We start from the raw sequence: 25,853 nt of genomic DNA, 5'->3' as shown, positions 1-25,853 counted from the left end.
TTCTGCAGGGAAACGTTGTCTGAGCGAAGCGAGTTTGACGTTTTCCGGAAGAAAGCACCCCCACCCCTCGGCCTCCCCCCAACCTCTGGCTCCGGGTCCGGCCAAGCACAATCCAAGCACAGCCGATTGCCGGATCAGGAGAAGCGTTCGCGGAAGTAATCCGGCAGTTCCACCACCTTCTTGTGCTGGAAGTCGAAGAACACAAACCCATACTTGGCCAGCGCCACCGGCTGACCACTGGCTTCCTTGGTCACGCGGAACACGTAATCACCGCCGTATTTGTTCAGGTCGGTCACCCCCACCTCGAAACGGAGACTTTCCGGGAAGAAGGACTCGGACTGGTACATGGTGGCCAGGTCCGTGACGATGATGCCGATACCCGGGGCAATTTTCTCCTCCAGTCCCATCTTCACCATGAACTGCGCCCGGGCTTCCGAGAGCATGGAAATCAGGGCATCGTTGCCCAGATGATTGGCACCATTGATGTCGGTGATACGCACCGGCATGGTGGTGGAGAACACAAACACTTCATCGGGAAACGACAGTTTAACGCGGGCCATGACACAATAACCGATCAGGTGACTCAGGTAGCTTTTGGAAAAAGGACGCGAATCATACGCCGTTCGACGAACCAAATCATCTGGAGCCGTGGGCCGACTTCCGTTATGTTACGATCAAACCCTATAAGAAAAGCACACCCCAAGGCCGTAACCGATCAAGGTAATCCCCATGGAAATCCGCCCCGCTGCCACCCTTGCCATTACCCGTGATTCCGACGAAGGCCTCCAGGTCCTGCTCATGCAGCGCACCTGGGACGCCACCTTCATGCCGGGATTCTACGTATTCCCCGGTGGCGCCGTGGACGAGGCGGACCAGCGCTGCGCACCCTACCTGACCGGCGGCGACGATGCCTCCGTCAGCCATGACATGGGCGTCGATAGTGGAGGCAGTCATTATATGGTAGCCGCCATCCGGGAAAGCTTCGAGGAAGCCGGGGTCCTGCTGGCCCTGGACGACCAGGGGCAGACATTGCCAGCGGACCACCCGGTATTCCGGGAACGGGATGGCATGGTGGCCGGTGACCAGACCCTGGCGGCCGTGTGCCACCAGTACCAACTGGCCCTGCCCCTGGACCGCATGGCCTACCTGGCCCACTGGATCACCCCGCCCGGGCCGCCCCGGCGTTTCGATACCCGCTTCTTCGCCGCCGCCATGCCGGAGGGGCAAACCCCGGCCCACGACCGGCTGGAAACCATCGACCACGTCTGGCTGACCCCGCAACAGGCGATGGACGAACACCGCCAGGGCACCCGGCTGTTCGCCTCGCCGACCTTGCGGACCCTGCGCATCATTGCCGGGTTCGATTCCACCGACGCCCTGCTGCGACACGCCCGCTCCCAGCCGCCCGAGCCGGCACCAAACAAGCCCTGGCCAGCCACGCGGCAGGGCAAGCCGGTCTCCGTCGAGCCCGGCACCGGTCCCTTCGACGAAGTGCGCAAGCTGGACCCGGAAGGCCGGGGCCATGCCCTGGCGGAAATCGTACCGGGAGAGGCCGTGCCACTGGCCGACGGCGTGATTCGCCTCACCTGCCCCAACCCCAGTGCCATGACTGGCCCCGGCACCAACAGCTATCTGCTGGGACACCCCGGCGGGAACTGGACGGTGATCGACCCGGGCCCCGCCGACCAGGGCCATATGGAGCGCATCCTGGAAGTGACCGGCGGACGCATTGAACAGGTGCTGACCACCCATACCCACCCGGACCATTCACCGGGGGCGAGCTGGCTCCGGGAGCGCACCGGCGCGCCGCTTCGGGGAATGCCGGCGCCAGAGCACGACCAGATCCAGGACCACGACTTCCGCCCGGATTCCGTCCCCGTGGACGGCGACCGCATCGAGACCGCCGCCGGCACCCTCAAGACCCTGTTCACGCCAGGGCACGCCTCCAATCACCTGTGCTTCCTGCTGGAAGGGGAACAGATGCTGTTTGCCGGCGATCACATCATGCAGGGCTCCACGGTGGTGATCAATCCGCCGGACGGGGACATGAAGGATTACCTGGACTCCCTGAACCGCCTGCTGGAGGAGGACATCCGCTGGTTCGCCCCGGCCCATGGCTTCCTTATCGGCAAGGTGGAATCAGTGGTGGACTGGCTGGTCACCCACCGCCTGACCCGGGAGAAAAAAATTGCCCAGACCCTGGCGGACCATGGCCCCGGTACCCTGAAGGACCTGGTGAAACACGCCTACGACGACGTGCCCCCGGCCATTCACGGCCTGGCCACCCGTTCGTTGCTGGCGCACCTGATCAAGCTGGAAAAGGACCGGCGCGCGGTACGGGATGATGAGGTATGGGCCTCCACGGAGGCTGGGTGACAGCCCGGTTAAACCTTTGTCAGGCCTCTGTACCGGTGTTTGTGCTTTCGGGTAGCCTTGTGCCCTGAATCAGGATGCCGGGATCCGGACGACGTTTTACCCGGGGATAACGGTGTACCAGTAGCTGTCCAAGGGAGACGCGATGCGCCATAGCCTGTTGTTGCCGGCACTGCTGGCTGTTGCGGTTTCTGCCGGTCAGGCGTGGGCTGAGGATACCACCCCCGCCCGCACCGAATCCCCGGCCCCTTCCGAAACGGTCGAACCCTCCCCGGAGCCTGTAGTAGCGGAAGTGCCTGCCACTCGCACGGCGGACGATGGGCCCCAGGTCATCGCCGACTCTCCGACCAGACCCGCCAGTGATCCGCCAGAGGAAGCTCAGGAAGATACCTTCGAAGACCCCGAAGCCTCGTCCGAGACCCAAACCGCGCAGACCGGGGAGGACGACCCGTCCGCCACACCGCCCCCGGTGACGGAAGCCCCTGCGGTGATCGAGCTGCCGGAGGACGAATCCGTGGAAGACATTACCGCCTCCGACACGGATCTCCAGCGAAACGAACCCGACAGCGAAGAGGCCAACAGCCAATCCGCGACGGACGATTCTCTGGACACTGCTACGGAGGAAGCACCGGTCAACGACAGCGGGACAGCGTCCATTGAGGTCATCCCCGAGACCCAGCCCGCCCAGGCCCAGCCCTTCCGGCTGCTCAGTGGCGAGGTGCTCCCCGGCACCACGGCGCGACTGGGCTGGTCGCCGGGCATCCAGATCGCCGGCCTCTCCCAGCCCACCCCGGTCTTGGTGGTCAACGGCAACAAGCCCGGCCCGGCCCTGTGCATGACCGGGGCCGTCCACGGCGACGAACTCAACGGCATCGAGATCATCCGGCGGGTAATCTACGACCTGGACCCGGCGGAGTTGTCCGGCACCGTGGTGGGCATTCCCATCGTCAACCTGCAGGGCTTCCAGCAGGGCAGCCGCTACCTGGCGGACCGCCGCGACCTGAACCGTTACTTTCCGGGCAGCGAGGATGGCAGCCTGGCCCACCGCATCGCCCACTCCCTGTTCGAGCAGGTGATCCTCAATTGCGACATGCTGGTGGATATCCACACCGGGTCCCTCAAGCGCACCAATCTGCCGCAACTCCGGGCCGACATGGATAACCCCAAAGTCGCCGAACTCACCAAGGGATTCGATGCCATGGTGGTGGTCCACAGCAGCGGGGGCGCCGGCATGTTGAGAACCGCCGCCACCGAGGCCGGCGTTCCCACCGTGACCATGGAGGTGGGCGAATCCATGCGTATCCAAGAGGACCACATCAGCGCCGGCGTTAACAGCCTGGTCAGCCTGATGGAAAAACAGGGCATGACCGCCCGCCTGTTCCAGTGGGGCGACCCGGAGCCGGTGTACTACCAGTCCCACTGGATCCGCGCCAACCAGGGCGGCATCCTGTTCAGCGACGTGGAACTGGGGGCCTATATCACCGAGGGCACCATTCTGGGCACGGTCTCCGACCCCATCACCAACGAGCAGTCCCATATCCGCGCCGATGCCGATGGCCGGGTGATCGGCATGGCCGTGGACCAGGTGGTGATGGCCGGGTTTGCGGCCTATCACCTGGGCTCCCGGGCGGACACCGAGGAACAGGCGGAGTAACTGCAGGGGGCTGACAGGGCCGACAGGTGCCCGCCAGGGTTATTCATAGTAGACTAATGAATTACCCTGACGAGACACCATCCACCCTGTCCGGAGCCGCACCGTGGCACGATACGCTGACCGATCCCTGGCGCTGGCCTACACCGGCCTGGTGCTGACCCCGCTTTTCTGGGCCGGCAACGCCGTGGTGGCCCGGGGCGTGGTGGACACCATCCCCCCGGTGTCCCTGGCGTTCTGGCGCTGGGTGATTGCCCTGGCCATCCTTCTTCCCATCGGCCTGTCCGGAATCCGCCGGGAATGGCCGGTCATCCGGGACCACTGGCCCCGCATCCTGGTACTGGCCCTGTTCAGCGTCGCCTCATTCAATACCCTGCTGTACGTGGCCGCCACTACCACAACGGCGATCAACATTGCGCTGATCAACTCCACCATCCCGATCATGGTCGCCCTGCTGGCGTTCCTGCTCCTGGGCGAACGTACCCGACCGGCACAGGGCATTGGCATTGCCGTGGCATTGGCGGGCGTGCTGATGGTGATCGGTCAGGGCACGCTGGGCCGTCTGATCAGCCTGTCCTTCTCGCCGGGGGACCTGGTCATGGTGGCCGCCGTCGCCAGCTGGGGGATTTTCTCCGTGCTGCTGCGGCGCCTGTCGATCCCGCTGTCCAGCCTCACCTTCCTGAGCATCCAGATTGCCCTGGGCACCGCCCTGCTGACACCGATCTACCTGATTGACCTGCTGCTGATATCCGGCAGCTTTACCCTGTCGGCCTCAACCGTTCCGCCACTGCTCTACGTGGCCATATTCCCCGGCATCCTTGCCTACGCCTTCTGGAACCACGGCGTCTTGGCCGTGGGGCCAGCCAGGGCCGCCATCTTCATGTACCTGGTGCCGGTGTTCGCGTCGGTGCTGGCCTGGCTGTTCCTGGATGAACGCCTGGGCTGGTACCACCTGGCGGGGGGCGCACTGATACTGGCGGGACTGTTCCTGACCACCCGCAACCCGCCGGTACCCACAAAGGCATCGGCGGCGGACCCGGAACAGTAACCGACCGTTGCCACCCAGGCGGACCGGCTAACGCACCCGGTCGGTCTGCAGGTACTGCTCCGGCAGGGAAATACCATCGTCGTACAGAGTAATACCCGAACGCAGGCATACCGACAGGTTCTTGTGGGAGGCTTCCGTCTCCGGCGGCAGCAGTTCCGCCACCGTTTGCATCTCCTCCAGCAGTTCCCGCTCGGTTTCCTGCATGCGGCCCCGGGCGAAGTCACTGATCGCCAGCCCCTGCACGATCTGGTAACGACCATAGTCACAGCGCACCGGGAAAGAGTAGAAAATCCCCTTCTCGATACCGTAACTGCCGTCGCTGACGATCCCCATACTCACCCAGTCATTCTCCGGCGTGCCGTTGATCCAGTCGTGCATGTGGTTGAGGATCGCCTGGGCCGCCGAGGCGGCACTGGAATGCCCCCGGGCCTGGATAATCGCCGCGCCCCGCTTCTGGATCTTGCCGATGAACTGCTGCTGGTACCAGTCCTCGTCCACCTGGGGCAGGGCCGGCTCGCCATGGATAGTGGCATGGGTCAGATCCGGGAACTGGGTGGAGGAATGGTTACCCCACACGGTGATGCGGCGAATAGCCCGGGGATTGGCCCCGGTATGGTTGGCCAGGATGCCCCGGGTCCGGTTGTGGTCCAGCCGCGTCAGGGCCGTGAACTGGGCCGGGCTCAGGTCCGGCGCATTGCGACTGGCAATCAGGGCGTTTGTGTTGGCGGGGTTGCCCACCACCAGCACCTTCACGTCCCGGTTGGCGTACTCATTGATGGCCCGCCCCTGGCTGGCGAAAACCGGGGCATTGGCGGCAATCAGCTCACTGCGCTCCATTCCCGGCCCCCGGGGTTTGGCCCCGATCAGCAGCACATAGTGGGCACCCACCACGCCTGCTTCGACGGAGTCGTGCATGCTGATGCTGTGGAGTAGCGGAAAGGCACAGTCCTCCAGCTCCATGGCAATACCCCGCAGGGGCTCCATGGCCTGGGGCATCTCGATAAGCTGAAGGATCACCGGCTGGTCACGACCGACCATCTCACCGGCGGCGATCCGGAACAGCAGGGAATGACTGATACTGCCGGCCGCGCCGGTCACTGCGATACGCACGGGACGCTTCATTCGCATGGCTCCTGTTCAGGGTGGAACCGGCAACCCTATCAGGTTACGAACGAAATATTGAGCCGAAAATTAAAAACGTCCCGACTTTGTGACCAGAATCCTCCGGCACAACACCCAACCAGTGACCGGTCAGTTATCCTGCCCCATCACCTCGGCAAGCACCTGCCGATGCAGCTCGGCATCCTCCCCGCTGAACAGCACAAACCGGATCCGCCGGACCGATGACAACTGATCCGCCACCGACACCAGGGTCGAGAACGCCACCTTCGCGGCAGGCCCCATGGGATAGCCAAACGCCCCGGTGGACAGGGCCGGAAACCCGATGGACGACAGCCCATGCTTATCCGCCAGCAGCACCCCGTTGCGATAACAGTCGGCCAGCAGGGTGTCCGAGGGCTCGTCCGCCCCGTATACCGGCCCCAGGCAATGAATGACATGGGCATTGGGCAACCCGAACCCCTCGGTGATCACCGCCTCCCCGGGCCGAATGGGCGCCAGGGGCCCACAGGCCCGGGCCAGCTCCGGCCCCGCCGCCCGATGAATCGCCCCGGCCACGCCACCGCCAGTCATCAGCTGCGCATTGGCCGCATTCACCACTGCATCCAGATCCGGCTGTTTGGTGATATCACCCTGGATGCATTCGATCTGGACTCCGTTACCTGTCTGAATGGCCGCACTCATTACCAAAGCCTCCGTTTCTCCATGCGATATCCGAAAGGTTCGACGTGAGATGTGGCAGGGGCTTTTGGAGCAGCGCCATGGATGGCGCGGTCCAAGGTCGGTCCACGGACGGGCCGTGAATTGGAGCGGAAAAAGCCCCTGCCGCAGCTCACCCCACCCAGGCTCGCAGGCTAAAAACACTATGCGGAACGAATGCCAGCCACCGCCACCTCAATCTGCTCCATGGCCTGCCGGATCACCGCCAAAGGCGACCCCAGATTCAACCGCATAAACCCACTACCCTGCTCACCAAACGTCATCCCGGGATTCATCCCCACCCCGGCCTGCTCCACCATGAACCGCTTCAGCCCACCGTCATCCAGCCCCAGGGCCCGGCAATCCAGCCACAACAGATAGGTCCCCTCCGGATCGGTCACACCAATCTCCGGCAACCGTTCCTGGGCAAAGCCAAGCACAAAATCCCGGTTGCCGCGAACATAGTCCATCATCGCCGCCAGCCACTCCGCCCCGTGACGGTAACCGGCCTCGAAGGCCGCGATACTGAACGGATTGCACTGCACCATATGCAGCGAATCGAAGACCCCATCAAGCTGACCCAGCAGATCCTGACGCTCCGACACCACCGCCGACAGCCCCATGCCGGGAATATTGAACGTCTTGCTCGGCGCCACCGTGGTCAGCAACGGATCATCCGGCTCCGCCAGCGTCGCCAGCATGTGGTGGCCCGGCCGGTCGGCATAGACCAGGTCGGCATGGATCTCATCGGAAATCACCACCACCCCGTGGGCCCGGGCAATCTCCAGCACCGCCTCCAGCTCTCCCCTCGACCACACCCGGCCCACCGGATTGTGGGGCGAGCAGAGGAACAGCATCTTCACCGACGGATCCGCCGCACAAGCCGCCAGATGCTCCAGATCCATCTCATAACGGCCATCACGAACCACCAGCGGATTCTCCACCACCCGCCGGCCCGCCTTACGGACACTGCTGAAAAAAGGCGGGTACACCGGCGGCTGGATGATCACTCCCTCGCCCTCGCCGGCAAAGGCCATGGCCGCCGCATGCAGCGTGGGCACCACACCCGGTGCCATGCAAATCCAGTCCCGCTGGATGGCCCACTGGTGATGCTCCCGGAACCAGTCGATCAGCGACTGGTAGAGGCTTTCCGGGAACAGCGTGTAACCATAGGCCGGATGACGGGCCCGCTCCACCAGGGCCTCGGTCACCGCATCCGGGGCGGCGAAGTCCGTGTCCGCCACCCAGAGGGGAATCACGTCGCCCCGGCCGAACACCGCCTTGCGGGCATCGAACTTCACCGAACAGGTCTGTTCCCGGGAAAACGACTGGTCGAAATTCATGGGCGCGGGTGTCTCCTGGCAGGTGGATGGATGATGCGTGAATCCGAGCTTACTGCGCCACCGATGAAAGTCCAAGTGACGACCGCTGACGGAATCCACTACACTTGCGAACCTACCTTTTATCCCGTTGACCCGCTCCGGAGCATGCATGCTGGGCCAGATCCTATCCACCCTGTTGCCGGTCTTCCTGATCGCCGGTTGTGGCGCCCTCTACGGCCGCTACCGTTCCACCGACATCCAGAGCATGAACACCGTGAACATGGAACTGTTCGTGCCCATGCTCGTGTTCGCGGTACTGGCGGATCAGCAGGCGCCCCTTGGGGACTATGCCTGGCTGGCAACCGCGGCGGTGGTCATCGTGCTCGGCTCCGGGCTGATCCTGTGGCCGGTGGCAAGGGCCCTCAATCTCAACCTGAAGACCTTCCTGCCGCCGATGATGTTCAACAACTCCGGCAACATGGGCATCCCGCTGATCGTACTGGCCTTCGGCGACGCCGCCCTGCCCGCCGCCGTGGTGCTGTTCATCGTGGAAATGCTGCTGCACTTCTCCGTGGGCCTGTACATGCTCGACCCGCACACCTCATTGCTGAAACGCCTGCGGGTGCCGGTGGTACTGGCCACCATCGCAGGCCTGGCGGTGAACATCGGCGGGGTCGCCCTGCCTGGCTGGCTGATGGAAGCGCTGGACATGCTCGGGGGCATCTGCATTCCGCTGATGCTGTTCACCCTGGGCATCCGCATGCTGGACGTGGACTTCAGCGACTGGCGGCTGGGCCTGATCGGCGCCATCGCCTGCCCCGCCAGTGGCCTGATCCTGGCCTGGCTGATGATCGCCCTGCTGGACCTGCCCGGCCTGCAGGCCGCCAGCCTGTGGGTGTTCGCGGCACTGCCTCCGGCCGTCCTCAACTACATGGTGGCGGAACAGTACCGGCAGGAACCCCACAAGGTGGCCTCGCTGGTGCTGATCAGCAACCTGGGCAGCCTGGTGGTGATGCCGATCGTGCTCGGGCTGGTGTTCAGCGCCGGCTACCTGTGACCGGACCGCCGGGTGTAGCGGTCAACCAATGCCCCGCTACAACCACCCAAGCCGCTTGCAACCTGCCGGTGTATGTCCGATGGTAAAGGTAGTTTCCCGTTCACAGGGACCCCGGACGGACCCGGATTGCACTTCACCGGGTCTGACGCCGTACACACCTGGGCCCTGACATTTCCTTATCCAAGTTGCCCGATACGGAGGTCTGCCAATGAGTGTTCTCTTGTTGCTTATCAGTGCCCTGGTACTGGTCTACCTGGGCCTGGGCGGCACCGTCGCGACGGTGGTACTGGTTGCCGCCACCCTGGCCGGCATGTCCCAGGACCACTGGCATATCCTCAGCATACTGTTCGGGGGCGGCCTGCTGGCCCTCGCCCTGGTGATCCTCCACGCCCGGGACCTGCGCCGGGACAAGCTGAGCAAGCCGCTGCTGGGCTGGGTACGGGGCCAGCTGCCCACACTGTCCGACACCGAACAGGAGGCCCTGAAATCCGGCTCGGTGGACTGGGACGGTGAACTCTTCTCCGGCCAGCCGCAGTGGTCGAAACTGCTGGACGCCCGCCCTGCCCACCTGTCCAGCGAGGAACAGGCGTTCCTGGATGGCCCGGTGGAAAAACTCTGCGCCATGCTCGACGACTGGAAGATCACCCACGAGGACTACGACCTGCCCAACAAGGTATGGAAGTTCATTCGCGAGAACGGTTTCTTCGGCCTGATGATCCCCAAGGAGCAGGGCGGCAAGGGCTTCTCCCATACCGCGCACTCGGAAATCGTGATGAAGGTGTCCACCCGCAGCGTCTCCGCGGCGGTCACCGTGATGGTGCCCAACTCCCTGGGCCCGGGCGAGTTGCTGATGGAGTACGGCACCGACGAGCAGAAATCCCACTACCTGCCACGGCTGGCCTCCGGTGAGGAAATCCCCTGCTTTGCGCTGACGTCCCCGGTGGCCGGTTCCGACGCCGGCGCCATCCCGGACAAGGGCATCGTCTGCAAGGGCCAGTGGAACGGCAAGGAGGTGCTGGGCCTGAAGGTCACCTGGAACAAGCGCTACATCACCCTGGCGCCGGTGGCCACCCTGATCGGCCTGGCCATCAAGGTCTATGACCCGGACAAACTGCTTGGCGGCGATGAGCAGGTGGGCGTCACCTGTGTGATGGTGCCCCGGGAAACCGAGGGCGTGCACGCTGGTGCCCGCCACCTGCCCATGAATACCGTGTTCATGAACGGCCCCACCTGGGGCAACGACGTTTTCATTCCCATGGAACAGGTGATCGGCGGCCAGGAAATGCTGGGCAAGGGCTGGACCATGCTGCTGGAATGCCTGTCCATCGGCCGCTCCATCTCACTGCCGGCCCTGGGCACCGGCGCCGGCAAGCTGGCCGCCCTCGCCACCGGCTCCTACTCCCTGGTGCGGGAGCAGTTCGGCCGCTCCATCAGCCAGTTCGAGGGGGTCCAGGAAGCCCTGGAACCCATCGCCGGCTACACCTACATGATGGATGCCTCACGCCTGCTCACGTCCGGCATGCTGGACCGTGGCGTGCGACCGGCGGTGCCGTCCGCCGTGCTCAAGTACCGCAATACCGACCTGATGCGGGAAGTGATCAACCGCGCCATGGACGTGGTGGCGGGCCGAGGCGTGATCACCGGCCCCCGCAATTTCCTGGCCCGGGCCTACCAGGCGGTGCCCATCGGCATCACGGTGGAAGGGGCCAACATCCTCACCCGCAGCCTGATGGTGTTCGGCCAGGGCGCCATCCGCTGCCATCCCTTCATCGTGGAGGAGATCGAGGCTGCGGGCATGAAGGACGAACGCCAGGCGGTGCGGAAATTCGACGACATCTTCTATCGCCATATCGCCCACACTACCCGCAATGCCCTGCGGGCCTTCGTGCTGGGCCTCACCCGGGGCCTGGCGGAACCGGTGCCACGGGAAGGGAATATCCAGAAATACTACCGGCAGTTGGCCCGTTTCTCATCGGCCTTTGCCCTGCTGACGGACGTCACCCTGCTGACCATCGGCGGCGGCCTGAAAGCCCGCCAGCGGCTGTCTGGTCGCATGGCCGACTGCCTGGTTCACCTGTACTACGCCAGCGCGGTGATCAAGCAATGGCACGAGGAAGGCTATCCGGACGACCAGCGTCCCCTGGTGGAGTGGGCCCTGCAGACCTCCCTGCGGGATTTGCAGGCCTCCATGCGTGAAGCAGTGATCAACTTCCCGGTGCAGGCCCTGCGCTGGCCCCTGCGCCTGCTGGTCTTCCCGCTGGGGGCCACCGGCCTTAATGGCCCGGACGACCGCCTGGGAGCGGAAGTGGCCGCCACCATCGTCAAGGATACCCCGGTACGCCAGCGCATCAGCCGCGGCTGCTATGTGAACGACAAGCCGGACGATCCCCTGGGCCGGGTCATCAACGCCTACCGGCTGGCCAACGAGACCCGGGAGCTACGCGCACGCCTGCACGAGGCCCTGCACAACCGGGATCCGGAGGAACTGGGCGGTATCGACATGTTGCTGGGACACCAGCGCAAGGAACTGGTGGACTGGGCCCTGGAACAGGGCGTGATCAAGGAGGAAGAGTCCGAGAAGTTACTGGAAGCACTGACCGCCCAGTACGATGTGATCCGGGTGGACGCCTTCGACAACGAAGGCCTCAAGGCCCTGGCCCGCTGTGCCAAGGGCAAACGCAAGGTCGTTGAGCGCCCGCCCCGGGATGAGCAACCTGACGACCAGGCATAGCGAACGGAGTCTGCGCCCTGCATCCCCTCTCCCCAACCCTCTCCCTCCAGGGGAGAGGGAGTTTACTGGTGCAGGCCGCCAGAGCCCCTGCTCGTCTCCCTACACGTGCGTCAGCGCATGCCGGCGCCCGGGCCGGTCCAGGTGTGGCACGTTATTGAAGTTCAGCACCCGGCGGGCGCTGCTACCCACGATCACCTCGCAGAACGCGGTATTGCGGAACTGGAAGTTGAAGTGGATGGCACCCCGCTGCGGGCCCTCGATCAGTTTGGTCAGGGCACTGCCGATAACGCCCCCTGAAGTCACCACCAGCACCGCATCATCACGACCGGCACCCTCACAGGCATGGTCAATGGCGTCGTCGATACGGCTGCCGAAGTCGCCCCAGGTTTCCGTGACATCGGTCAGGCGGTCGTCGATCCAGGCTTCGTAGGCGGCACGGAAGGTGCGCCAGTAATCCTTGAAATCCCGCTTCTGGTGCAGGTGCTGATCGCCGTGGCCGGTGAAGGCCCGGTACATCATTTCGCCGTCGTACTCATTCAGGCCGGGGTGGGTGGACACCTCCGCGCCCGCCCGGGCCATGCCTTCGAGCACGCCCTTGGCGGTGTCCTGCTGACGCTGCAGATTGCCGGCCACCACCCGGTGGAAGTCCAGCTCCCGCTCGGCGAAGTATTCGCCCAGCCAGCGGGCCTGCTGCCAGCCCAGTTCGGAGAGTTGATCGTAGTTGGCCTGACCAAAAGAGGCCTGACCGTGTCGGACAATGAAGAGTTTTGCCATGGGGGGTCCTGTTACTTGTTATCAACTGCAAAGCGCACATCCTGCCCCAGCGGCGGCGGATTGACCAGCCCTGAGCAACCTACAGTAATTGCGAGGCGATGAAAGCGAAGGTGCCGCCGGTCAGCAACAGGGCCAGGATGGCCACCACGCCATCCCGGGCGATCATCGCCAGGCCGAACGTCATCAGTGCCAGTCCACCGCCATTGGCGCTGAAGGGCACGAACTCCATCAACGGCAATGCCAGGGCCACCAGCAGACAGGTCAACGCCAGCATCAGATTACCGCCGCCGTCCATCAGCAGGGTCAGGCGGGGCCGGGTGAAGCGATCCAGAAAGCGGGCAGGCTTGTGCATCCAGCGCAGACCGGTGTGCAGCTTGTCCCGGGGCACCTTGCGCTCACTCAGCCAACGGGGCAGCCAGAGCTCGCTCTTACGGAACAGCATCTGCCCCACCGTCAGCAACACCAGCAGGCCCATCAGGGTGGGCACCCCCGGAATATCTCCAATCAGCGGCGCCAGCACCACCAGGCCGGCAACCACAACAACCGGCCCGAAGGTGCGCGTGCCGGCGGCCTTCAGGATTTCCCTCACGGTGACGTCCTTGCCGTCGCCATCGGTGGCGCGAATCCGCTCCAGCAGGGCGACCAGATCATCGTTCTTGGCCGATCCGTCACTATCCGTCCTGTCGTTCATGCGTTCTCCCCACTACCGGCCGCCAGCAGCCCGCTGTCATCCGCCTGGGCCAGCAGCCATTGCTTCAGGGCCCGCAGGCCGGGCTCGTGGCGGCGACTGATCTTGCTGGCGAAATAGAAGTTATCCCCCGTCACCACACTGTGCAGCGGCAGACGGACAAAATCCCCGGCATCGTCACGGTTGCTGAGCATGTAGTCGTTGGTCAGGGCAATGCCCTGATGATAGCGGGCCGCCTCCAGGGCCAGCAGCATATGGCTGAAATGTTGCACCTGTGTTGAGGGCGGCACCACGCTGTCCACCTCGGCGAACCAGGCTTCCCAGTCGCCACAGGTGCGGTTGTAGATGCTGAAGGTGGACAGCAGGGGATGGCTGGCCAGGGTCTCCGGCGTCAACTCGTCGGTGTCCATGTCCTGCCAGTACTGGCGGCTGCAGACCGGGAACAGTCGCTCCCGGTAGAGCAGGTCGTAGCTGAATGCCGGCGAATCCGTGTTGATGGTAATGAAACTGTCCGCCACCCGCCCCGACAGTACCGGGTGTTCACCGGTCATTTCCAGCACCAGCTGGACCTCCGGGTGTTGCCGGTGCAGGTCCGGCAGGCGGGGCACCAGCCAGCGCACCGCGAAGGAACTGAACACCGCCAGCCGTACGCTGCTGTCCTGCCGCCCGAGTAACTGGCCGGTGGCCTTGTCGATCTGGAACAGGGCGGATGAAATGCCCTCCAGGTAGTCTTGTCCCTCCCGGGTCAGGGCCAGGCTGCGGCCCTGACGCTGGAACAGGGGTTCGCCCAGGAAGGTCTCCAACTGCTTGATCTGGTGGCTGACCGCGCTCTGGCTGACGTTCAGCTCATCAGCGGCACGGGAAAAGCTGTTGAGGCGGGCAACCGCTTCGAACACCGGCAGCGATTTCAGGGGAGGCAGCTTCATTATCGAATAATCTCATACCAGAACAATAAACATCATTTTATCGGATATCTGTACATACCTATACTCCCCGCTCTACCCATTGGCACACCAGTGGTAACGACAGACAGAGGGGAAGGCATCATGTCAGGCAAAACCGTCAACAGTGCAATTCTGCTGCTGATCATTGGTAATGCCATGGCCATCGGCTCGGATGTCTTTATCAAGCTGATGGACACCAACGCCCCGGTATTCCAGTTTGCCTTCCTGCGTAACCTGATCACGGTGGCCCTGTTGGCGACATTGCTGAAAAAGGCGGACTATCGTCGGCTGTTCGAGGGCGCTGCGGTGCACGCCATCCGCTCCCACATACTGCTGGTCGGCCTGCTGTGCATGGTGGTGGCGCTGACCACCCTGCCCCTGGCCACCGCCAATGCAGTGTTCTATGCCGCGCCGGTGCTGGTGATGGTGCTGTCGGTGCTGCTGTTCGGTGAGCGGTTATCGATGCTGAGCATCCTGGCGGTGATCAGCGGTTTTGCCGGCGTGCTGGTGATCCTCCGGCCCGTGGCGCTGGAACTGTCGTCCCTGTCGGCCCTGGGTACTGCCTTCTGCCTGGCAGTAGCCGCATTGACGGTACGCAAGCTGCCCCGCCAGCAGTCCACGGCCCACAAGCTGTTCCTGAACTCGCTGCTGGTATTGCCAGCAAGCCTGGCCCTGGCCCTTTGGGAGGGAGCTCCCTGGCGCTGGGAGATCGTCGCCAGCGCGGTGGGGTCGGCGGCGTTCATCCTCGGCTACAACGGCAGCGTGCTGCGGGCCTATAACCATGTGGATGCCAACCAGGTCACCAGCGCCGAATACACCGGGCTGATCTGGGCCATCGCCATTGGCTGGCTGATGTTCGGCGAAGTGCCGGACCTGTGGTTCGTCACCGGCAGCCTGATGATCATCCTGCCGCTGGTGCTGATCGGCCTGAACCAGCGCCGCAAGCACCGCCTGCTGCACCGGGCCCCGATGGCTGCGGCCCCGGAGGATCAGGCCGTTCACCAGGTTAGTGGTAAGCGTCCTGCATCTCCTTCCAGTCCCTGACCACCAGGGTATCGTCGGCCAGGCGGAAGCGGTCGTCCGGCAGTTTCTCACCCTGGCGCAGGCCCGCCAGCGTGTAGAGCTGCCCCCGCAGGATTCCCGCGACACCCAACGACTTCGCCAGCGCCAGCTCGGTGGCCAGCGGACGGGCCGATACCGCCTGCCCGGACATCTGCGCCATTCTGATCTCGGCGCCATAGACCGCCTCGGTCACCGAAGCGATGGTGTCGTCTGCGGTGAGCACCAGCTCCCAGCTACGGCTGTTGCCCCTGACCCGGTACACCTGGCCGGTAACACCGTTGATGGTCTCCTCCCGGTCGGCCTTGGTGGCGCTCACGGATTCCAGGTCCGGCTCCACCCCCGGCGGCGCGTCGTCCCGGGCCAGGAACTCATCCATGTTCATGGCAAAACGCTTGTTGCCATCCGGCGACTTCATGATGACGAAGTCAGCACCGGCGGAGGTCAGATACCAGGTGGCACTCTCTTCGCTGCCGATGCGCAGGTTGTCGGCGTCCCGGTATTCCACCGGTAACTCGCCGGAGCCATTGCGGTCCAGGGTGATCAAGGCATCGGCCAGCAACGGGGTGGCCAGCAGGGCCGACAGCAGGCCAATGCCGGCCCTCGACAGCAGTGGGAGGGGCACTCTCATGACGGAACTCCTTTCGTCTGTGTATTCCCTGATGGGGTGCAGATCCGGTTGTCCGGCCCACCCCATGGCGACGGGCCGATTGCCGGTGACGGATGCCTGCAGTCTAAAAAACCACCATGCGATTGCAACTGACTGATTTTGCTACAGATCAGGTTTTGAACCGGTTCCCACTTTCGGACATTAAACAGTTTTTCACTTAGGGTTGCCTGGTCTTTACCGGCAAGATGTGGCGACAAGCAGTGGAACTGACCCATTCGCAGGAGGCGTCCCATGTCCAAGGCCCTGGCCTTTGTAACAGGCATCGCAGTCATCATCGTTGTGCTGTGGCTCCTGTTCACGCCCGACACCGACCCGCAAACCGACACCCCGCCGCTGACCGGGGCGGAATCCGGATCCGTCGGCAGCGATACAGCGCCTGCCTCCGGCCAACAGCAGGCCCCCGGGGTACAGGACAGCAACCTGCCGGAATCCGTATCTCACTGGCCAGACCCGGAAGCCACGTCCGCCCTGCCGGCGCGTCCCGACAACCCGGCCCGCAATGCCCGTCCGGTGATCTCCCTGTGGGAGGCCGGCAACCATCCCGACAAGACCGAGGTGGACGGTTTTCCGGCCACCCGCCTGCAGGCCAACCCCGAGGCCCTGGCCGGCCTGCATGTGGGTCAGCAGGTGGCCCTGCCGGTGCCCGAACTGAACCGCACCGTCACCGCCCGCCTCACCACCACCCATAACCAGTTGAACAATATCGAGGTTTTTCGTGGACCGGTGACCGACGGCCATGCCAAGGACAACGTCGTTGTGACCCGGGGTGAAACCTCCACCTACGTGGTTCTCAGCACCCGGGATGGCGTCTATTCCGCCGTTATCGACAACCATAGCGGTGACGCCGTACTGACCAGCGAGACCGACGTACAGGACAAACTGGCCGGACATGAAGATGCCATTCCGGTACCGGGCATCGACCAGACTCCGCCGGGCTCACCGTCCGGCTAGGAGCCAGACCCGAGCCGTCTTCGCTCCCACCGGAGCCGCCGTGGATCCATCCGCGGCCTTCATGCAGTAAGGCAGCCTTTTACCCGCGCGCTGCCGGCAGTACCCAGACGGGACACTAAACAGAAGAATCGGCGAACAGGAGTACCCGCCGTTAAAAAATTCACCCTAAATCAGGGACCGACGCTATGAAACCATCCATCCACTGGCTCGCCGGGGTCTCCCTTGCCATGGGCAGCGCCGTCAGCCAGGCAAACCAGGTCGATGTCCTGGTCTACTACACCGATGAAGCCGCCAGCACCAGTTCGGGCGAAGACATTGACGCCCGCATCGTCTCCTATGTGGAACACGCCAACCAGGCCTACCGCAACAGTGATATCGATCTCCAGCTCCGTCTGGTGGGAACCGAACGTGTCCAGGGCAGCTACGGCAGCGTTGATGGCAGTGTTCTCGGACGCTTCCGTACAGACAGCACCGTGGCCCGCCAGCGCCGGGAATACGGTGCCGACCTGGTCGCGCTGATCAGCACCCCGCAAAGCACCGCCGGTGGCTACGTCTGCGGTGTTGGTTACCAGCCCGGCGGCAGTGAGGGCAGCGGGAACTTCTACTCCAACGCCTCCGCCTATGGCTACAGCATGACCGGGGTGAACTGCGGCTATAACACCTTTGTCCACGAGTTGGGACACAACATGTCCCTGGGTCACTCCCACGCCCAGAACTCCTTTGGCTCCGTGTTCCCCTGGGGCCGGGGGCACGGGGTCTCCGGCCTGTTCAGCACCATCATGGCCTACCCGCAGTCCTATGGTACCCGCAACCACCTGGCGCAATTCGCCAGCCCGGACCAAAACCGCTGCGAGGGCCAACCCTGTGGCGTTGACAGCAATCGCAACGACGGTGCCGACGCAGTGACCGCCGTTAACAGCCTGGCAGCCCAGGTGGCGGACTTCATGCCCACCGCCGTGATTGACGATGGCGATCCCGACGGGGAAGAACCGGACAACGGAGGTAATCCCGACGACGGCGACAACCCCGGCAATGGTGACAATCCGGACGACGGAGGTGATTCCGGCGACGGTGGCGACAACGGCGGAGACGATGGTGGCGATGACGGCGGTATCGACCCGGACCTGCCCCTGTGCGACAAGCCCGAACTGGCCGAGGACAACCTGATCAGCGGCCCGGACTTCAACGACCTGGCGCCCTGGAGCAGCTTCAACAGCGCCGCCACGCTCACCACCGCCAGCATCGAAGCCAGCTGCGGCCGCGATAACCTGCTGCTGGCGACCGACCGTACCGAATACTATGGCGGCCCGGTGCAGACCATCGAGGGCGGCCTGGAAGCCGGTGCCGAATACCGCCTCACCGCCAGGCTGGCCCTGGCGGGCACCGACGGTCGTGATGCCGTTCGCGCCAGCATCGAGCTGACCGACAGCGAAGGCACCCGTTACCAGAACCTGCCGGAACTGTCCGTGACTGCCAATGAGCTGAGCCAATACGACGAGACCTTCACCGTCGCCAGCGACGGCGATATCAGTCAGGCCCGTCTGATCCTGTCCGGTCCCGATGAAGGCATCGACTTCGTCGCCGATGAGGTCCGCCTGGTGAAAGTCTCCGACGCCCCTGACGAGGACGACGGCGACTCCGGCAACGACGGCCCCACCATCGTACTGGAAGAGGGCTTTGAGGACGGCGGCACCGGCTGGTCCGGCTTCATGGGCAGCTGGGTGTTCCGCACCCGCACCGCCAGCGAGGGCAATTTCGGCCTGGCGTCCCTGTTCCGCATGTCCACCTACTCCGGTCCGGCCGTGGAAGCCACGGGACTGATCGAGGGGGGAGAGACCTACTCTGCGTCCGTGGACATCATGCTGAGCAACCGCCGCATGGCCACCGACAGCGCCCAACTCTGGGCCTGGTACGTGGACGACGAGGGCGCCCACTGGCAGCAGCTTGGCGGGGCGGAGCTGGCCACCAACAACTGGTCGTCGCTGCAGGGTCAGTTCAGCATCCAGCCTGTCGGCAGTATCAGCCAGCTACGGCTGCACATCATGGGTGCGGATACGTCCAGCCGCATCGTTATCGACAACTTCAGACTCGGTCAGGAGTAGGTTCACGCAGTACTCAGTGACAGATAGCACTCAGTGACAAGTAGTACTCGGTGACCCCTTGAGCACCCGACTCCCCGTTCGGGTGCTCTTTTTTCTTTCCAGGGTGCCCCAGCACGCCAATTCACTGGACAATCCGCCATCCGGCTGTCTAGGATGAAGTTTCGTTTTGCAACCTGATTCAACTTTCGACCTGATTCAACAACCACCAACAACACTCAGGAGCCCGCCATGTTTCTCAGCGATCCCAAGACCCTGACCACCCCACGCGGTACCTTCACCTGGCGCGAAGGCGGGGACACCAACGGCGCCCCGGTGGTGATGATCCACGGCTGGCCGGAAAGCTCCTACTGCTGGGAGCACGTGGGCCGGCACCTGAAAAAGGGCCTGCGGGTGATCGCCCCGGACCTGCGGGGGCTGGGCGACAGCGAGCGCACCGAGGGCCGGGAGCACTACGTCAAGCATGCCCTCGCCCACGACGTGGTCAGCATGCTGGATGAACTGGGCATCGATGACTTCCAACTGATTGGCCACGACTGGGGCGGCATCGTTGCCCAGGAAGTGGCACTGGCGATCCCGGACCGGGTCAGCCGGATGATCATCATGAACATCGCCCTGGTGAACAACCTCAAGGGCAATATGGAAGTGATCGAAAAGGTACGCTCCGGCAGCAACAAGTCCTACTGGTACCAGCACTTCCAGCAGGAAAAGGGCCTGGCGGAGGCCATGATTCCCGGCAAGGAGGACGCCTGGATCCGGCACTTCGTCCGTGGCGTGGTGGAACCCATTCCGGAGGATGCCGTTGCCGAATATGTGCGGATGTATTCCATTCCCGGCACTCCGGGCGCAGGGGCCAGCTACTACCGCACCTTCGCCGACGACACCAAGCGCTGGGCGGCACTTTCCGGTCACAAGTGGTCCATGCCGAGCCTCTACATCTACGGCAACAAGGACAGGGTGATCATCCCCGAGTACCTGAACCACATCGAGGACTGCTTCGAGTCGATCCGGGTGGAACAGGTGGATGCGGGGCATTTCCTGCAGGAAGAGAAGCCGGAGGAAGTGGCCGGTCATATGAACGGTTTCCTCCAGGCCTAGTGCCGGGAGGACCGTTATTCCGAACGCTGTCCCAGGGCCAGGCGGGCCACCAGCTGCTCGATCCGCTCCACAGCGGCCTCGTTGCCCTTGCGGCCCGCCTGCACCACCTGGGAGCCGACCGTCGCCATGTACATGAGCCTGGCCAGGTCTTCCACCTGATCCCCCGCCACCCCCAGGTGACGGAATAGCAGTTTGTTCTGCTCGACCCGGGCCCGGTCCACCTCGTCAACAATCCGGGCGGCGTGTTCATTGCGGCGGGCGAAGTCACGAACGGCCAGCTCCACCTGAAGTCGGCGGATGTTGCGGGCGGCGTCCGTCAGCAGGATCTGGAGGATCTGATGCAGCTCCTCCTCAGGGTTCTCCCCCTTTGGCCGCATGTAATCCAGCTCCACAAACCGCCGGTCCCGCCAGCGATCCAGGAAACTGACCACCAGATCCTCATGGTCCCGAAAGTGCCAGTAGAAGCTGCCCCGGGTGACCCCCAGACGCTTGGCCAGGGTCAGCACCCGCAGGTTACTAAAACCGCCCGCTGCTACCTCACCGGCGGCGGCGTCCAGCCAGTCGTCCCGGGTCAGCTGGGCTTTATTGGTAGCCGCTCTGGATGGGGTGCGGCGTTTGTCGGACGCTTTCGCCATAAATCGGTCTCGGACCTCTGGAACCGTTAAAGAAGGAATAAAACACAGTGATTCAATAAGTTAAAGATCCGACGGATAGCTGTAACCACAGCGTCGTTGACCTTTATACCGCCCATACATTACTGTACGGAATCCCCAGACACCAGTGTATGGAAGAAATTCGCGCGTTCCATCACGTGCATCGGCGGCCCCAACGCCTTACCACGGGCCGCCACAGAGCGACCCATAAAGGAGCCAGCATGAGCACAGCACACTATGACACCAACGGTAATGTTGCCGTTATCCGCCTGGACAACCCGCCGGTAAACGGCCTCAGCCTCGGCCTTCGCCAGGGCATCGTCGAAGGCATCAGGAAGGCCGAGCAGGACAGCGCCATCGAGGCCATCATCATCACCGGTTCCGACCGGGCCTTCTCCGGCGGCGCCGACATTACCGAGTTCGGTACCCCCGCCGTCATGCAGGAGCCGATCCTCACCACCGCCATCCACTATGTGGAGACCGCGAAGAAGCCGGTCATCGCCGCCATCAGCGGCAACTGCATGGGCGGCGGCCTGGAACTGGCCCTGGGCTGTAACTACCGCGTGTCCACCCCGGACGCCACCCTGGCCCTGCCGGAAGTGAAGCTAGGTATCCTGCCCGGTGCCGGCGGCACCCAGCGACTGCCCCGGGTGATCGGTGTTGAGCACGCCCTGAACATGATCGTGTCTGGCTCCGTGGTCCCCGCCAAACAGTTCCAGGGCACGCCGCTGCTGGACGAGGTGGTGGAAGGTGACCTGATGGAAGCCGCCCTGGCCTTCGCCCGCAAGGTGGTGGCCGAGAAGATGCCGCTGAAGAAAGTCCGCGACCTGAAGGTGAAGCACCCGAATCCGGAAGGCTTCTTCATGTTCGCCCGCAACACCATCGGCGCCATGGCCAAGAACTACCCGGCCCCGCTGAAGTGCCTGGAAGCGGTGGAAGCTTCGGTGAAAAAGCCCTTCGATGAAGGCATGAAGGTGGAGCGTGAAGGCATCAAGCAGCTGATGCAGACACCGGAATCCGCCGCCCTGCGTCATGCCTTTTTCGCCGAGCGCAAGACCAGCAAGATCTCCGATGTGCCCTCCGACACTCCGACCCGCGACATCAATCAGGTGGGCGTGATCGGCGCCGGCACCATGGGTACCGGCATCTCCATCAACTTCCTCAACGCCGGCATTCCGGTGACCATCGTCGAGATGAAACAGGAAGGCCTGGACCGTGGCGTGGAAGCCATCCGCAAGGTCTACGAAGGTCAGGTCAAGAAAGGCCGCATGACCGAGGACAAGGCCAAGGCGAAGATGGACCTGCTGACCCCGTCCCTGAGCTATGACGACCTGAAGGACGTGGACCTCGTGATCGAGGCCGTGTTCGAGGAAATGGGCGTCAAGGAGCAGGTATTCACCAAGCTGGATGAGATCTGCAAGCCCGGCGCCATCCTGGCCTCCAACACCTCCACCTTGGACGTGAACAAGATCGCCAGCTTTACCAAGCGCCCGGAAGACGTGATCGGCCTGCACTTCTTCAGCCCCGCCAACATCATGAAGCTGCTGGAAGTGATCCGTGGCGACAAGACCGCCAAGGATGTGCTGGCCACCGCCATGAAACTGGCCAAGACCATCAAGAAGACCGCCGTGGTCTCCGGTGTCTGCGACGGCTTTATCGGCAACCGCATGATCAACCAGTACTCCCGCGAGGCCCTGACCATGCTGGAGGAAGGCGCCAGCGTGCAGCAGATCGACAAGGCCATCGAGAAGTTCGGCTTCGCCATGGGCCCGCTGCGCATGGCCGACCTGGCCGGCGGCGACATCGGCTGGGCCATCCGCAAGCGCCTGTACGCGGAAAACCCCGGCATGAAGAAGAACCTGATCGCCGACCGCCTGTGCGAAATGGGCCGTTTCGGCCAGAAGACCGGTGCCGGTTTCTACAAGTACGAGCCGGGCAACCGCAAGGCCCTGCACGACCCGGAAGTGGACAAGGTGGTGGACGAGTGCCGTGCCGAAATGGGCATCACCCCGCGCAAGATCAGCAACCAGGAAATCGTCCAGCGTTGCGTCTACGCCCTGGTGAATGAAGGTGCCCGTATCCTCGAGGAAGGCATCGCCCAGCGCGCCTCCGATATCGACATGGTGTACCTGACCGGCTACGGCTTCCCGGTCTTCCGTGGCGGCCCCATGCACTACGCCGAGCAGGTGGGCCTGGCCAACGTGGTCCGCGACATGGAAGCTTTCGACGCCAACCCCAACACCCAGAAAGGCTTCTGGGAACCGGCCGACCTGCTGGCGAAGTGCGCTGCGGAAGGCAAAGGGTTTGACCAGTAAGGCGAGCGTCCCCGGAATCAACGAATTGACCGCCGGGGCCCTCGCGGGCTTCGGCACACAGGAGAAAGATTATGTCCAATGATGTTGTCATCGTATCCACCGCCCGCACGCCCCTGGCCAAGTCCTGGCGCGGCGGCCTGAACATGACCCACGGCGCCACCCTGGCCGGCCATGCCATCCAGCATGCCGTTGAGCGTTCCAAGGTGGACCCGAACGAAATCGAAGACGTGCTGATGGGCTGTGCCCTGCCGGAAGGCTCCACCGGTAACGATGTGGCCCGCATGGGCGCCATCCGTGCCGGCCTGCCGGTATCCGTGGCCGGCGCTACCATCAACCGGTTCTGCTCTTCCGGCCTGCAGGCCATTGCCATGGCCGCCCAACATATCGCCGTGGACAGGGTGCCGGTGATGGTCGCCGGTGGTGTCGAGTCCATCTCCACCGTCCAGGCCACCGTCAACCAGAACTACCTGGCCGAGCCCTGGCTGATGCAGAACAAGCCGGAGCTGTACTGGTCCATGCTGCAGACCGCCGAAACCGTGGCGGATCGTTACAAGATCAGGAAAGAGGACATGGACGAGTACGGCGTACGCAGCCAGACCCTGGCGGCCAAGGCCCGTGAGGAAGGCAAGTTCGACGACGAGATCGTGCCCATCACCACCACCGCCGGTGTCGCCGACAAGAAGACCGGACAGCTGTCCAGCCAGGAAGTGACCGTGTCCCAGGACGAGGGCATCCGTCCGGATACCAACCTGGAAGGCGTCAGCAAGATCAGCTCCGCCATGGAAGGCGGCGTGGTCACCGCCGGTAACGCCAGCCAGTTCTCCGACGGTGCCTCCGCCTGCGTACTGATGGACGGCAAGCTGGCCGAACAGCGCGGCGTGCAGCCCCTGGGCATTTTCCGCGGCTTTGCCGTGGCCGGTTGCGAGCCGGACGAAATGGGCATCGGCCCGGTCTACGCGGTACCCAAGCTGCTCAAGCGTGCCGGCCTGACCGTGGACGACATCGGCCTGTGGGAACTGAACGAAGCCTTCGCCGTGCAGGTGCTGTACTGCCAGCGTGAACTGGGCATCCCCATGGATCGCCTGAACGTGAACGGCGGCGCTATCGCCGTGGGTCACCCCTACGGCACTACCGGCTCACGTCTGGTCGGTCATGCCCTGATCGAAGGCAAACGTCGCGGCGTAAAATACGTCGTGGTCACCATGTGTGTCGGCACCGGCATGGGTGCGGCAGGCCTGTTCGAAGTGGCCTGACCACCAGTGTCCCGGGCGGTTAATTCCCGCGGTAGGTCCGCGAATTAACCGCACGGGACACTCGGTTCGTCCGATTGGACGATTGCGAATCCGACCCCGGGCCCCTGAGAATGCGCAGGGGCCCTTGTCGTAACAGAAGCGAAAGCGAGTATAAGCCATGGACCTGAATTACACCCCGGAACAGGAAGCCTTCCGCCAGGAAGTGCGCCAGTTCCTGAAAGACAAGCTGCCCGCCGACATCCAGGAGCGGGTGCAGAAGCGACTGCGGCCCAACAAGGACATGATCCAGCGCTGGCAGAAGATCCTGTACCAGCAGGGCTGGGGTGCCTCCACCTGGCCCGAGGAGTTCGGCGGCCCGGGCTGGACCGAGGTTGAACAGCTGATTTTCGAGGAAGAATGTGCCCTGGCCGGTGCCCCGCGCCAGCTGGACTTCGGCCTGCGCATGGTGGCGCCGGTGATCATGAAGTTCGGCAACCAGGAACAGAAGGACCGCCACCTGCCGGGCATCATAAGCGGCGACGTCTGGTGGTCCCAGGGCTATTCCGAGCCCGGCTCCGGTTCCGACCTGGCCTCCCTGCGTACCACCGCCGAGCGGGACGGTGACCACTACATCGTCAACGGCCAGAAAACCTGGACTACCCTGGGCCAGCACGGCGACTGGATCTTCTGCCTGGTGCGCACCAACAAGGAAGTGAAATCCCAGGAAGGCATCTCCTTCCTGCTGATCGACATGAAGAGCCCGGGCATCGACGTCAAACCCATCATCATGCTGGACGACGAGCATGAGGTGAACGACGTGTTCTTCGACAACGTCAGGGTGCCGGTGGAAAACCGCATCGGCGAGGAGGACAAGGGCTGGACCTACGCCAAGTACCTGCTGGGCCACGAGCGTACCGGCCTGGCCAACGTCGGCCAGTGGAAAGCCATGATGCGCCGCCTCAAGGAAATCGCCCGCGAGGAGCAGGACGACGGCAGGCCGATCATCGAGAACGCCCGCTTCCGTGACCGTCTGGCGCAACTGGATGCCGAGCTGCGTGCCCTGGAAATCACTGTACTGCGGGTGCTGACTGCCTCCAACGGCCCGGGTCCCGAGGCCTCCATCCTCAAGATCCGTGGCACCGAAATCGGCCAGCGCATGTTCGAACTGGCCATGGAAGCCACCGGCCAGGACGCCATCGCCCATATCCCGGATGCCCTGGAGCCAGACTACGACGGCCCGCTGGTGGGCAGCATGAATGCCGTGCCCGGTGCCGGCGACTACTTCAACATGCGCAAGCTGTCGATCTTCGGCGGATCCAACGAGATCCAGCGCAACATCATTTCCAAGCTGGTTCTGGGCCTGTAAGGAG

Annotated in this window: 21 protein-coding genes; 12 read left to right on the top strand and 9 right to left on the bottom strand. The window is 63.7% G+C overall.

What is annotated here, in order from left to right:
* Window positions 1-134 precede the first annotated feature (134 nt).
* A complete protein-coding gene (locus RO069_RS13645; RefSeq protein ID WP_328188260.1) occupies window positions 135-560 on the bottom strand; it encodes a thioesterase family protein in 426 nt (141 codons plus the stop codon).
* 169 nt (window positions 561-729) lie between these two features.
* Between RO069_RS13645 and RO069_RS13640 the strand changes: the two genes are divergently transcribed.
* The 3 genes from RO069_RS13640 to RO069_RS13630 all read left to right on the top strand — a co-directional run bounded on the left by RO069_RS13640 (window position 730) and on the right by RO069_RS13630 (window position 5,072).
* Window positions 730-2,376 carry an MBL fold metallo-hydrolase gene (locus RO069_RS13640; RefSeq protein WP_328188258.1) on the top strand — a complete coding sequence of 549 codons (1,647 nt, stop codon included), beginning with the start codon at window positions 730-732 and terminating at the stop codon, window positions 2,374-2,376.
* 142 nt (window positions 2,377-2,518) lie between these two features.
* Complete coding sequence (locus RO069_RS13635; RefSeq protein WP_328188256.1) at window positions 2,519-4,027, top strand: succinylglutamate desuccinylase/aspartoacylase family protein; 1,509 nt, start codon at window positions 2,519-2,521, stop codon at window positions 4,025-4,027.
* A 103-nt stretch (window positions 4,028-4,130) separates the two neighbouring features.
* Window positions 4,131-5,072, top strand: a complete 942-nt coding sequence (locus tag RO069_RS13630; RefSeq protein ID WP_328188254.1) for a DMT family transporter — start codon at window positions 4,131-4,133, stop codon at window positions 5,070-5,072.
* A gap of 27 nt (window positions 5,073-5,099) precedes the next feature.
* On the opposite strand, the gene RO069_RS13625 is transcribed toward RO069_RS13630, so the two are convergent.
* The 3 genes from RO069_RS13625 to RO069_RS13615 all read right to left on the bottom strand — a co-directional run bounded on the left by RO069_RS13625 (window position 5,100) and on the right by RO069_RS13615 (window position 8,233).
* Window positions 5,100-6,194 (bottom strand): malate dehydrogenase, encoded by a 1,095-nt coding sequence (locus tag RO069_RS13625; RefSeq protein ID WP_328188252.1) that lies wholly within the window; start codon window positions 6,192-6,194, stop codon window positions 5,100-5,102.
* Window positions 6,195-6,323: 129 nt separating this feature from the next.
* Complete coding sequence (locus tag RO069_RS13620; protein ID WP_328188250.1) at window positions 6,324-6,875, bottom strand: macro domain-containing protein; 552 nt, start codon at window positions 6,873-6,875, stop codon at window positions 6,324-6,326.
* Window positions 6,876-7,054: 179 nt separating this feature from the next.
* Window positions 7,055-8,233, bottom strand: coding sequence for a MalY/PatB family protein (locus RO069_RS13615; RefSeq protein WP_328188249.1), 1,179 nt, complete (start codon window positions 8,231-8,233; stop codon window positions 7,055-7,057).
* 148 nt (window positions 8,234-8,381) lie between these two features.
* Here RO069_RS13615 and RO069_RS13610 point away from each other — a divergent pair, with 148 nt between their 5' ends.
* The gene (locus RO069_RS13610) at window positions 8,382-9,269 is read left to right on the top strand and encodes an AEC family transporter (RefSeq protein ID WP_328188247.1); all 888 of its coding nucleotides are present in this window, start codon (window positions 8,382-8,384) and stop codon (window positions 9,267-9,269) included.
* Between the two features lie 208 nt (window positions 9,270-9,477).
* Window positions 9,478-12,000, top strand: coding sequence for an acyl-CoA dehydrogenase (locus RO069_RS13605; protein ID WP_328188245.1), 2,523 nt, complete (start codon window positions 9,478-9,480; stop codon window positions 11,998-12,000).
* Window positions 12,001-12,099: 99 nt separating this feature from the next.
* On the opposite strand, the gene RO069_RS13600 is transcribed toward RO069_RS13605, so the two are convergent.
* The 3 genes from RO069_RS13600 to RO069_RS13590 all read right to left on the bottom strand — a co-directional run bounded on the left by RO069_RS13600 (window position 12,100) and on the right by RO069_RS13590 (window position 14,388).
* Window positions 12,100-12,774: a histidine phosphatase family protein gene (locus tag RO069_RS13600; RefSeq protein ID WP_328188243.1), complete on the bottom strand. Its 675-nt coding sequence runs from the start codon at window positions 12,772-12,774 to the stop codon at window positions 12,100-12,102.
* Between the two features lie 79 nt (window positions 12,775-12,853).
* Entirely contained in the window at window positions 12,854-13,465 is a 612-nt protein-coding gene (locus RO069_RS13595) for an exopolysaccharide biosynthesis protein (protein ID WP_328188241.1), read from the bottom strand.
* Window positions 13,462-14,388, bottom strand: a complete 927-nt coding sequence (locus RO069_RS13590) for a LysR substrate-binding domain-containing protein (protein ID WP_328188239.1) — start codon at window positions 14,386-14,388, stop codon at window positions 13,462-13,464. The genes RO069_RS13595 and RO069_RS13590 overlap by 4 nt, the downstream gene beginning before the upstream one ends.
* 120 nt (window positions 14,389-14,508) lie before the next feature.
* Between RO069_RS13590 and RO069_RS13585 the strand changes: the two genes are divergently transcribed.
* Window positions 14,509-15,450 carry a DMT family transporter gene (locus RO069_RS13585; RefSeq protein ID WP_328188238.1) on the top strand — a complete coding sequence of 314 codons (942 nt, stop codon included), beginning with the start codon at window positions 14,509-14,511 and terminating at the stop codon, window positions 15,448-15,450.
* On the opposite strand, the gene RO069_RS13580 is transcribed toward RO069_RS13585, so the two are convergent.
* Window positions 15,413-16,096 (bottom strand): hypothetical protein, encoded by a 684-nt coding sequence (locus RO069_RS13580; RefSeq protein ID WP_328188236.1) that lies wholly within the window; start codon window positions 16,094-16,096, stop codon window positions 15,413-15,415. The genes RO069_RS13585 and RO069_RS13580 overlap by 38 nt on opposite strands.
* Window positions 16,097-16,366: 270 nt before the next feature.
* On the opposite strand from RO069_RS13580, the gene RO069_RS13575 reads away from it, so the two are divergent.
* The 3 genes from RO069_RS13575 (at window position 16,367) to RO069_RS13565 (ending at window position 20,283) form a co-directional block, all read left to right on the top strand.
* The gene (locus RO069_RS13575; RefSeq protein WP_328188234.1) at window positions 16,367-17,086 is read left to right on the top strand and encodes a hypothetical protein; all 720 of its coding nucleotides are present in this window, start codon (window positions 16,367-16,369) and stop codon (window positions 17,084-17,086) included.
* A 185-nt stretch (window positions 17,087-17,271) separates the two neighbouring features.
* Complete coding sequence (locus RO069_RS13570; RefSeq protein ID WP_328188233.1) at window positions 17,272-19,188, top strand: carbohydrate binding domain-containing protein; 1,917 nt, start codon at window positions 17,272-17,274, stop codon at window positions 19,186-19,188.
* 228 nt (window positions 19,189-19,416) lie between these two features.
* Window positions 19,417-20,283, top strand: a complete 867-nt coding sequence (locus tag RO069_RS13565) for an alpha/beta fold hydrolase (protein ID WP_328188232.1) — start codon at window positions 19,417-19,419, stop codon at window positions 20,281-20,283.
* A gap of 14 nt (window positions 20,284-20,297) precedes the next feature.
* Here RO069_RS13565 and RO069_RS13560 read toward each other — a convergent pair whose 3' ends face one another.
* On the bottom strand, window positions 20,298-20,918 hold the full coding sequence (locus RO069_RS13560; protein WP_328188230.1) for a TetR/AcrR family transcriptional regulator: 621 nt from the start codon (window positions 20,916-20,918) through the stop codon (window positions 20,298-20,300).
* Between the two features lie 239 nt (window positions 20,919-21,157).
* Between RO069_RS13560 and RO069_RS13555 the strand changes: the two genes are divergently transcribed.
* The 3 genes from RO069_RS13555 to RO069_RS13545 all read left to right on the top strand — a co-directional run bounded on the left by RO069_RS13555 (window position 21,158) and on the right by RO069_RS13545 (window position 25,849).
* Window positions 21,158-23,251: a 3-hydroxyacyl-CoA dehydrogenase NAD-binding domain-containing protein gene (locus RO069_RS13555; protein ID WP_328188228.1), complete on the top strand. Its 2,094-nt coding sequence runs from the start codon at window positions 21,158-21,160 to the stop codon at window positions 23,249-23,251.
* A 71-nt stretch (window positions 23,252-23,322) separates the two neighbouring features.
* A complete protein-coding gene (locus tag RO069_RS13550) occupies window positions 23,323-24,504 on the top strand; it encodes an acetyl-CoA C-acyltransferase (protein ID WP_328188226.1) in 1,182 nt (393 codons plus the stop codon).
* Between the two features lie 157 nt (window positions 24,505-24,661).
* Window positions 24,662-25,849: an acyl-CoA dehydrogenase family protein gene (locus RO069_RS13545; protein WP_328188224.1), complete on the top strand. Its 1,188-nt coding sequence runs from the start codon at window positions 24,662-24,664 to the stop codon at window positions 25,847-25,849.
* The last annotated feature ends 4 nt before the right edge of the window (window positions 25,850-25,853 follow it).

Origin of the sequence: Marinobacter sp. OP 3.4, from assembly GCF_036224885.1 — a bacterium.
Taxonomy (GTDB): Bacteria; Pseudomonadota; Gammaproteobacteria; order Pseudomonadales; family Oleiphilaceae; genus Marinobacter.
This window is presented reverse-complemented; position numbering and strand designations above follow the sequence as displayed.

Bases quoted from the DNA above. Each gene is read 5' to 3' on its own strand.
- RO069_RS13645 (WP_328188260.1), bottom strand. From the start codon at position 560: ATGGCCCGCGTTAAACTGTCGTTTCCCGATGAAGTGTTTGTGTTCTCC.
- RO069_RS13640 (WP_328188258.1), top strand. From the start codon at position 730: ATGGAAATCCGCCCCGCTGCCACCCTTGCCATTACCCGTGATTCCGAC.
- RO069_RS13635 (WP_328188256.1), top strand. From the start codon at position 2,519: ATGCGCCATAGCCTGTTGTTGCCGGCACTGCTGGCTGTTGCGGTTTCT.
- RO069_RS13625 (WP_328188252.1), bottom strand. From the start codon at position 6,194: ATGAAGCGTCCCGTGCGTATCGCAGTGACCGGCGCGGCCGGCAGTATC.
- RO069_RS13620 (WP_328188250.1), bottom strand. From the start codon at position 6,875: ATGAGTGCGGCCATTCAGACAGGTAACGGAGTCCAGATCGAATGCATC.
- RO069_RS13615 (WP_328188249.1), bottom strand. From the start codon at position 8,233: ATGAATTTCGACCAGTCGTTTTCCCGGGAACAGACCTGTTCGGTGAAG.
- RO069_RS13610 (WP_328188247.1), top strand. From the start codon at position 8,382: ATGCTGGGCCAGATCCTATCCACCCTGTTGCCGGTCTTCCTGATCGCC.
- RO069_RS13605 (WP_328188245.1), top strand. From the start codon at position 9,478: ATGAGTGTTCTCTTGTTGCTTATCAGTGCCCTGGTACTGGTCTACCTG.
- RO069_RS13600 (WP_328188243.1), bottom strand. From the start codon at position 12,774: ATGGCAAAACTCTTCATTGTCCGACACGGTCAGGCCTCTTTTGGTCAG.
- RO069_RS13595 (WP_328188241.1), bottom strand. From the start codon at position 13,465: ATGAACGACAGGACGGATAGTGACGGATCGGCCAAGAACGATGATCTG.
- RO069_RS13590 (WP_328188239.1), bottom strand. From the start codon at position 14,388: ATGAAGCTGCCTCCCCTGAAATCGCTGCCGGTGTTCGAAGCGGTTGCC.
- RO069_RS13585 (WP_328188238.1), top strand. From the start codon at position 14,509: ATGTCAGGCAAAACCGTCAACAGTGCAATTCTGCTGCTGATCATTGGT.
- RO069_RS13580 (WP_328188236.1), bottom strand. From the start codon at position 16,096: ATGAGAGTGCCCCTCCCACTGCTGTCGAGGGCCGGCATTGGCCTGCTG.
- RO069_RS13575 (WP_328188234.1), top strand. From the start codon at position 16,367: ATGTCCAAGGCCCTGGCCTTTGTAACAGGCATCGCAGTCATCATCGTT.
- RO069_RS13570 (WP_328188233.1), top strand. From the start codon at position 17,272: ATGAAACCATCCATCCACTGGCTCGCCGGGGTCTCCCTTGCCATGGGC.
- RO069_RS13565 (WP_328188232.1), top strand. From the start codon at position 19,417: ATGTTTCTCAGCGATCCCAAGACCCTGACCACCCCACGCGGTACCTTC.
- RO069_RS13560 (WP_328188230.1), bottom strand. From the start codon at position 20,918: ATGGCGAAAGCGTCCGACAAACGCCGCACCCCATCCAGAGCGGCTACC.
- RO069_RS13555 (WP_328188228.1), top strand. From the start codon at position 21,158: ATGAGCACAGCACACTATGACACCAACGGTAATGTTGCCGTTATCCGC.
- RO069_RS13550 (WP_328188226.1), top strand. From the start codon at position 23,323: ATGTCCAATGATGTTGTCATCGTATCCACCGCCCGCACGCCCCTGGCC.
- RO069_RS13545 (WP_328188224.1), top strand. From the start codon at position 24,662: ATGGACCTGAATTACACCCCGGAACAGGAAGCCTTCCGCCAGGAAGTG.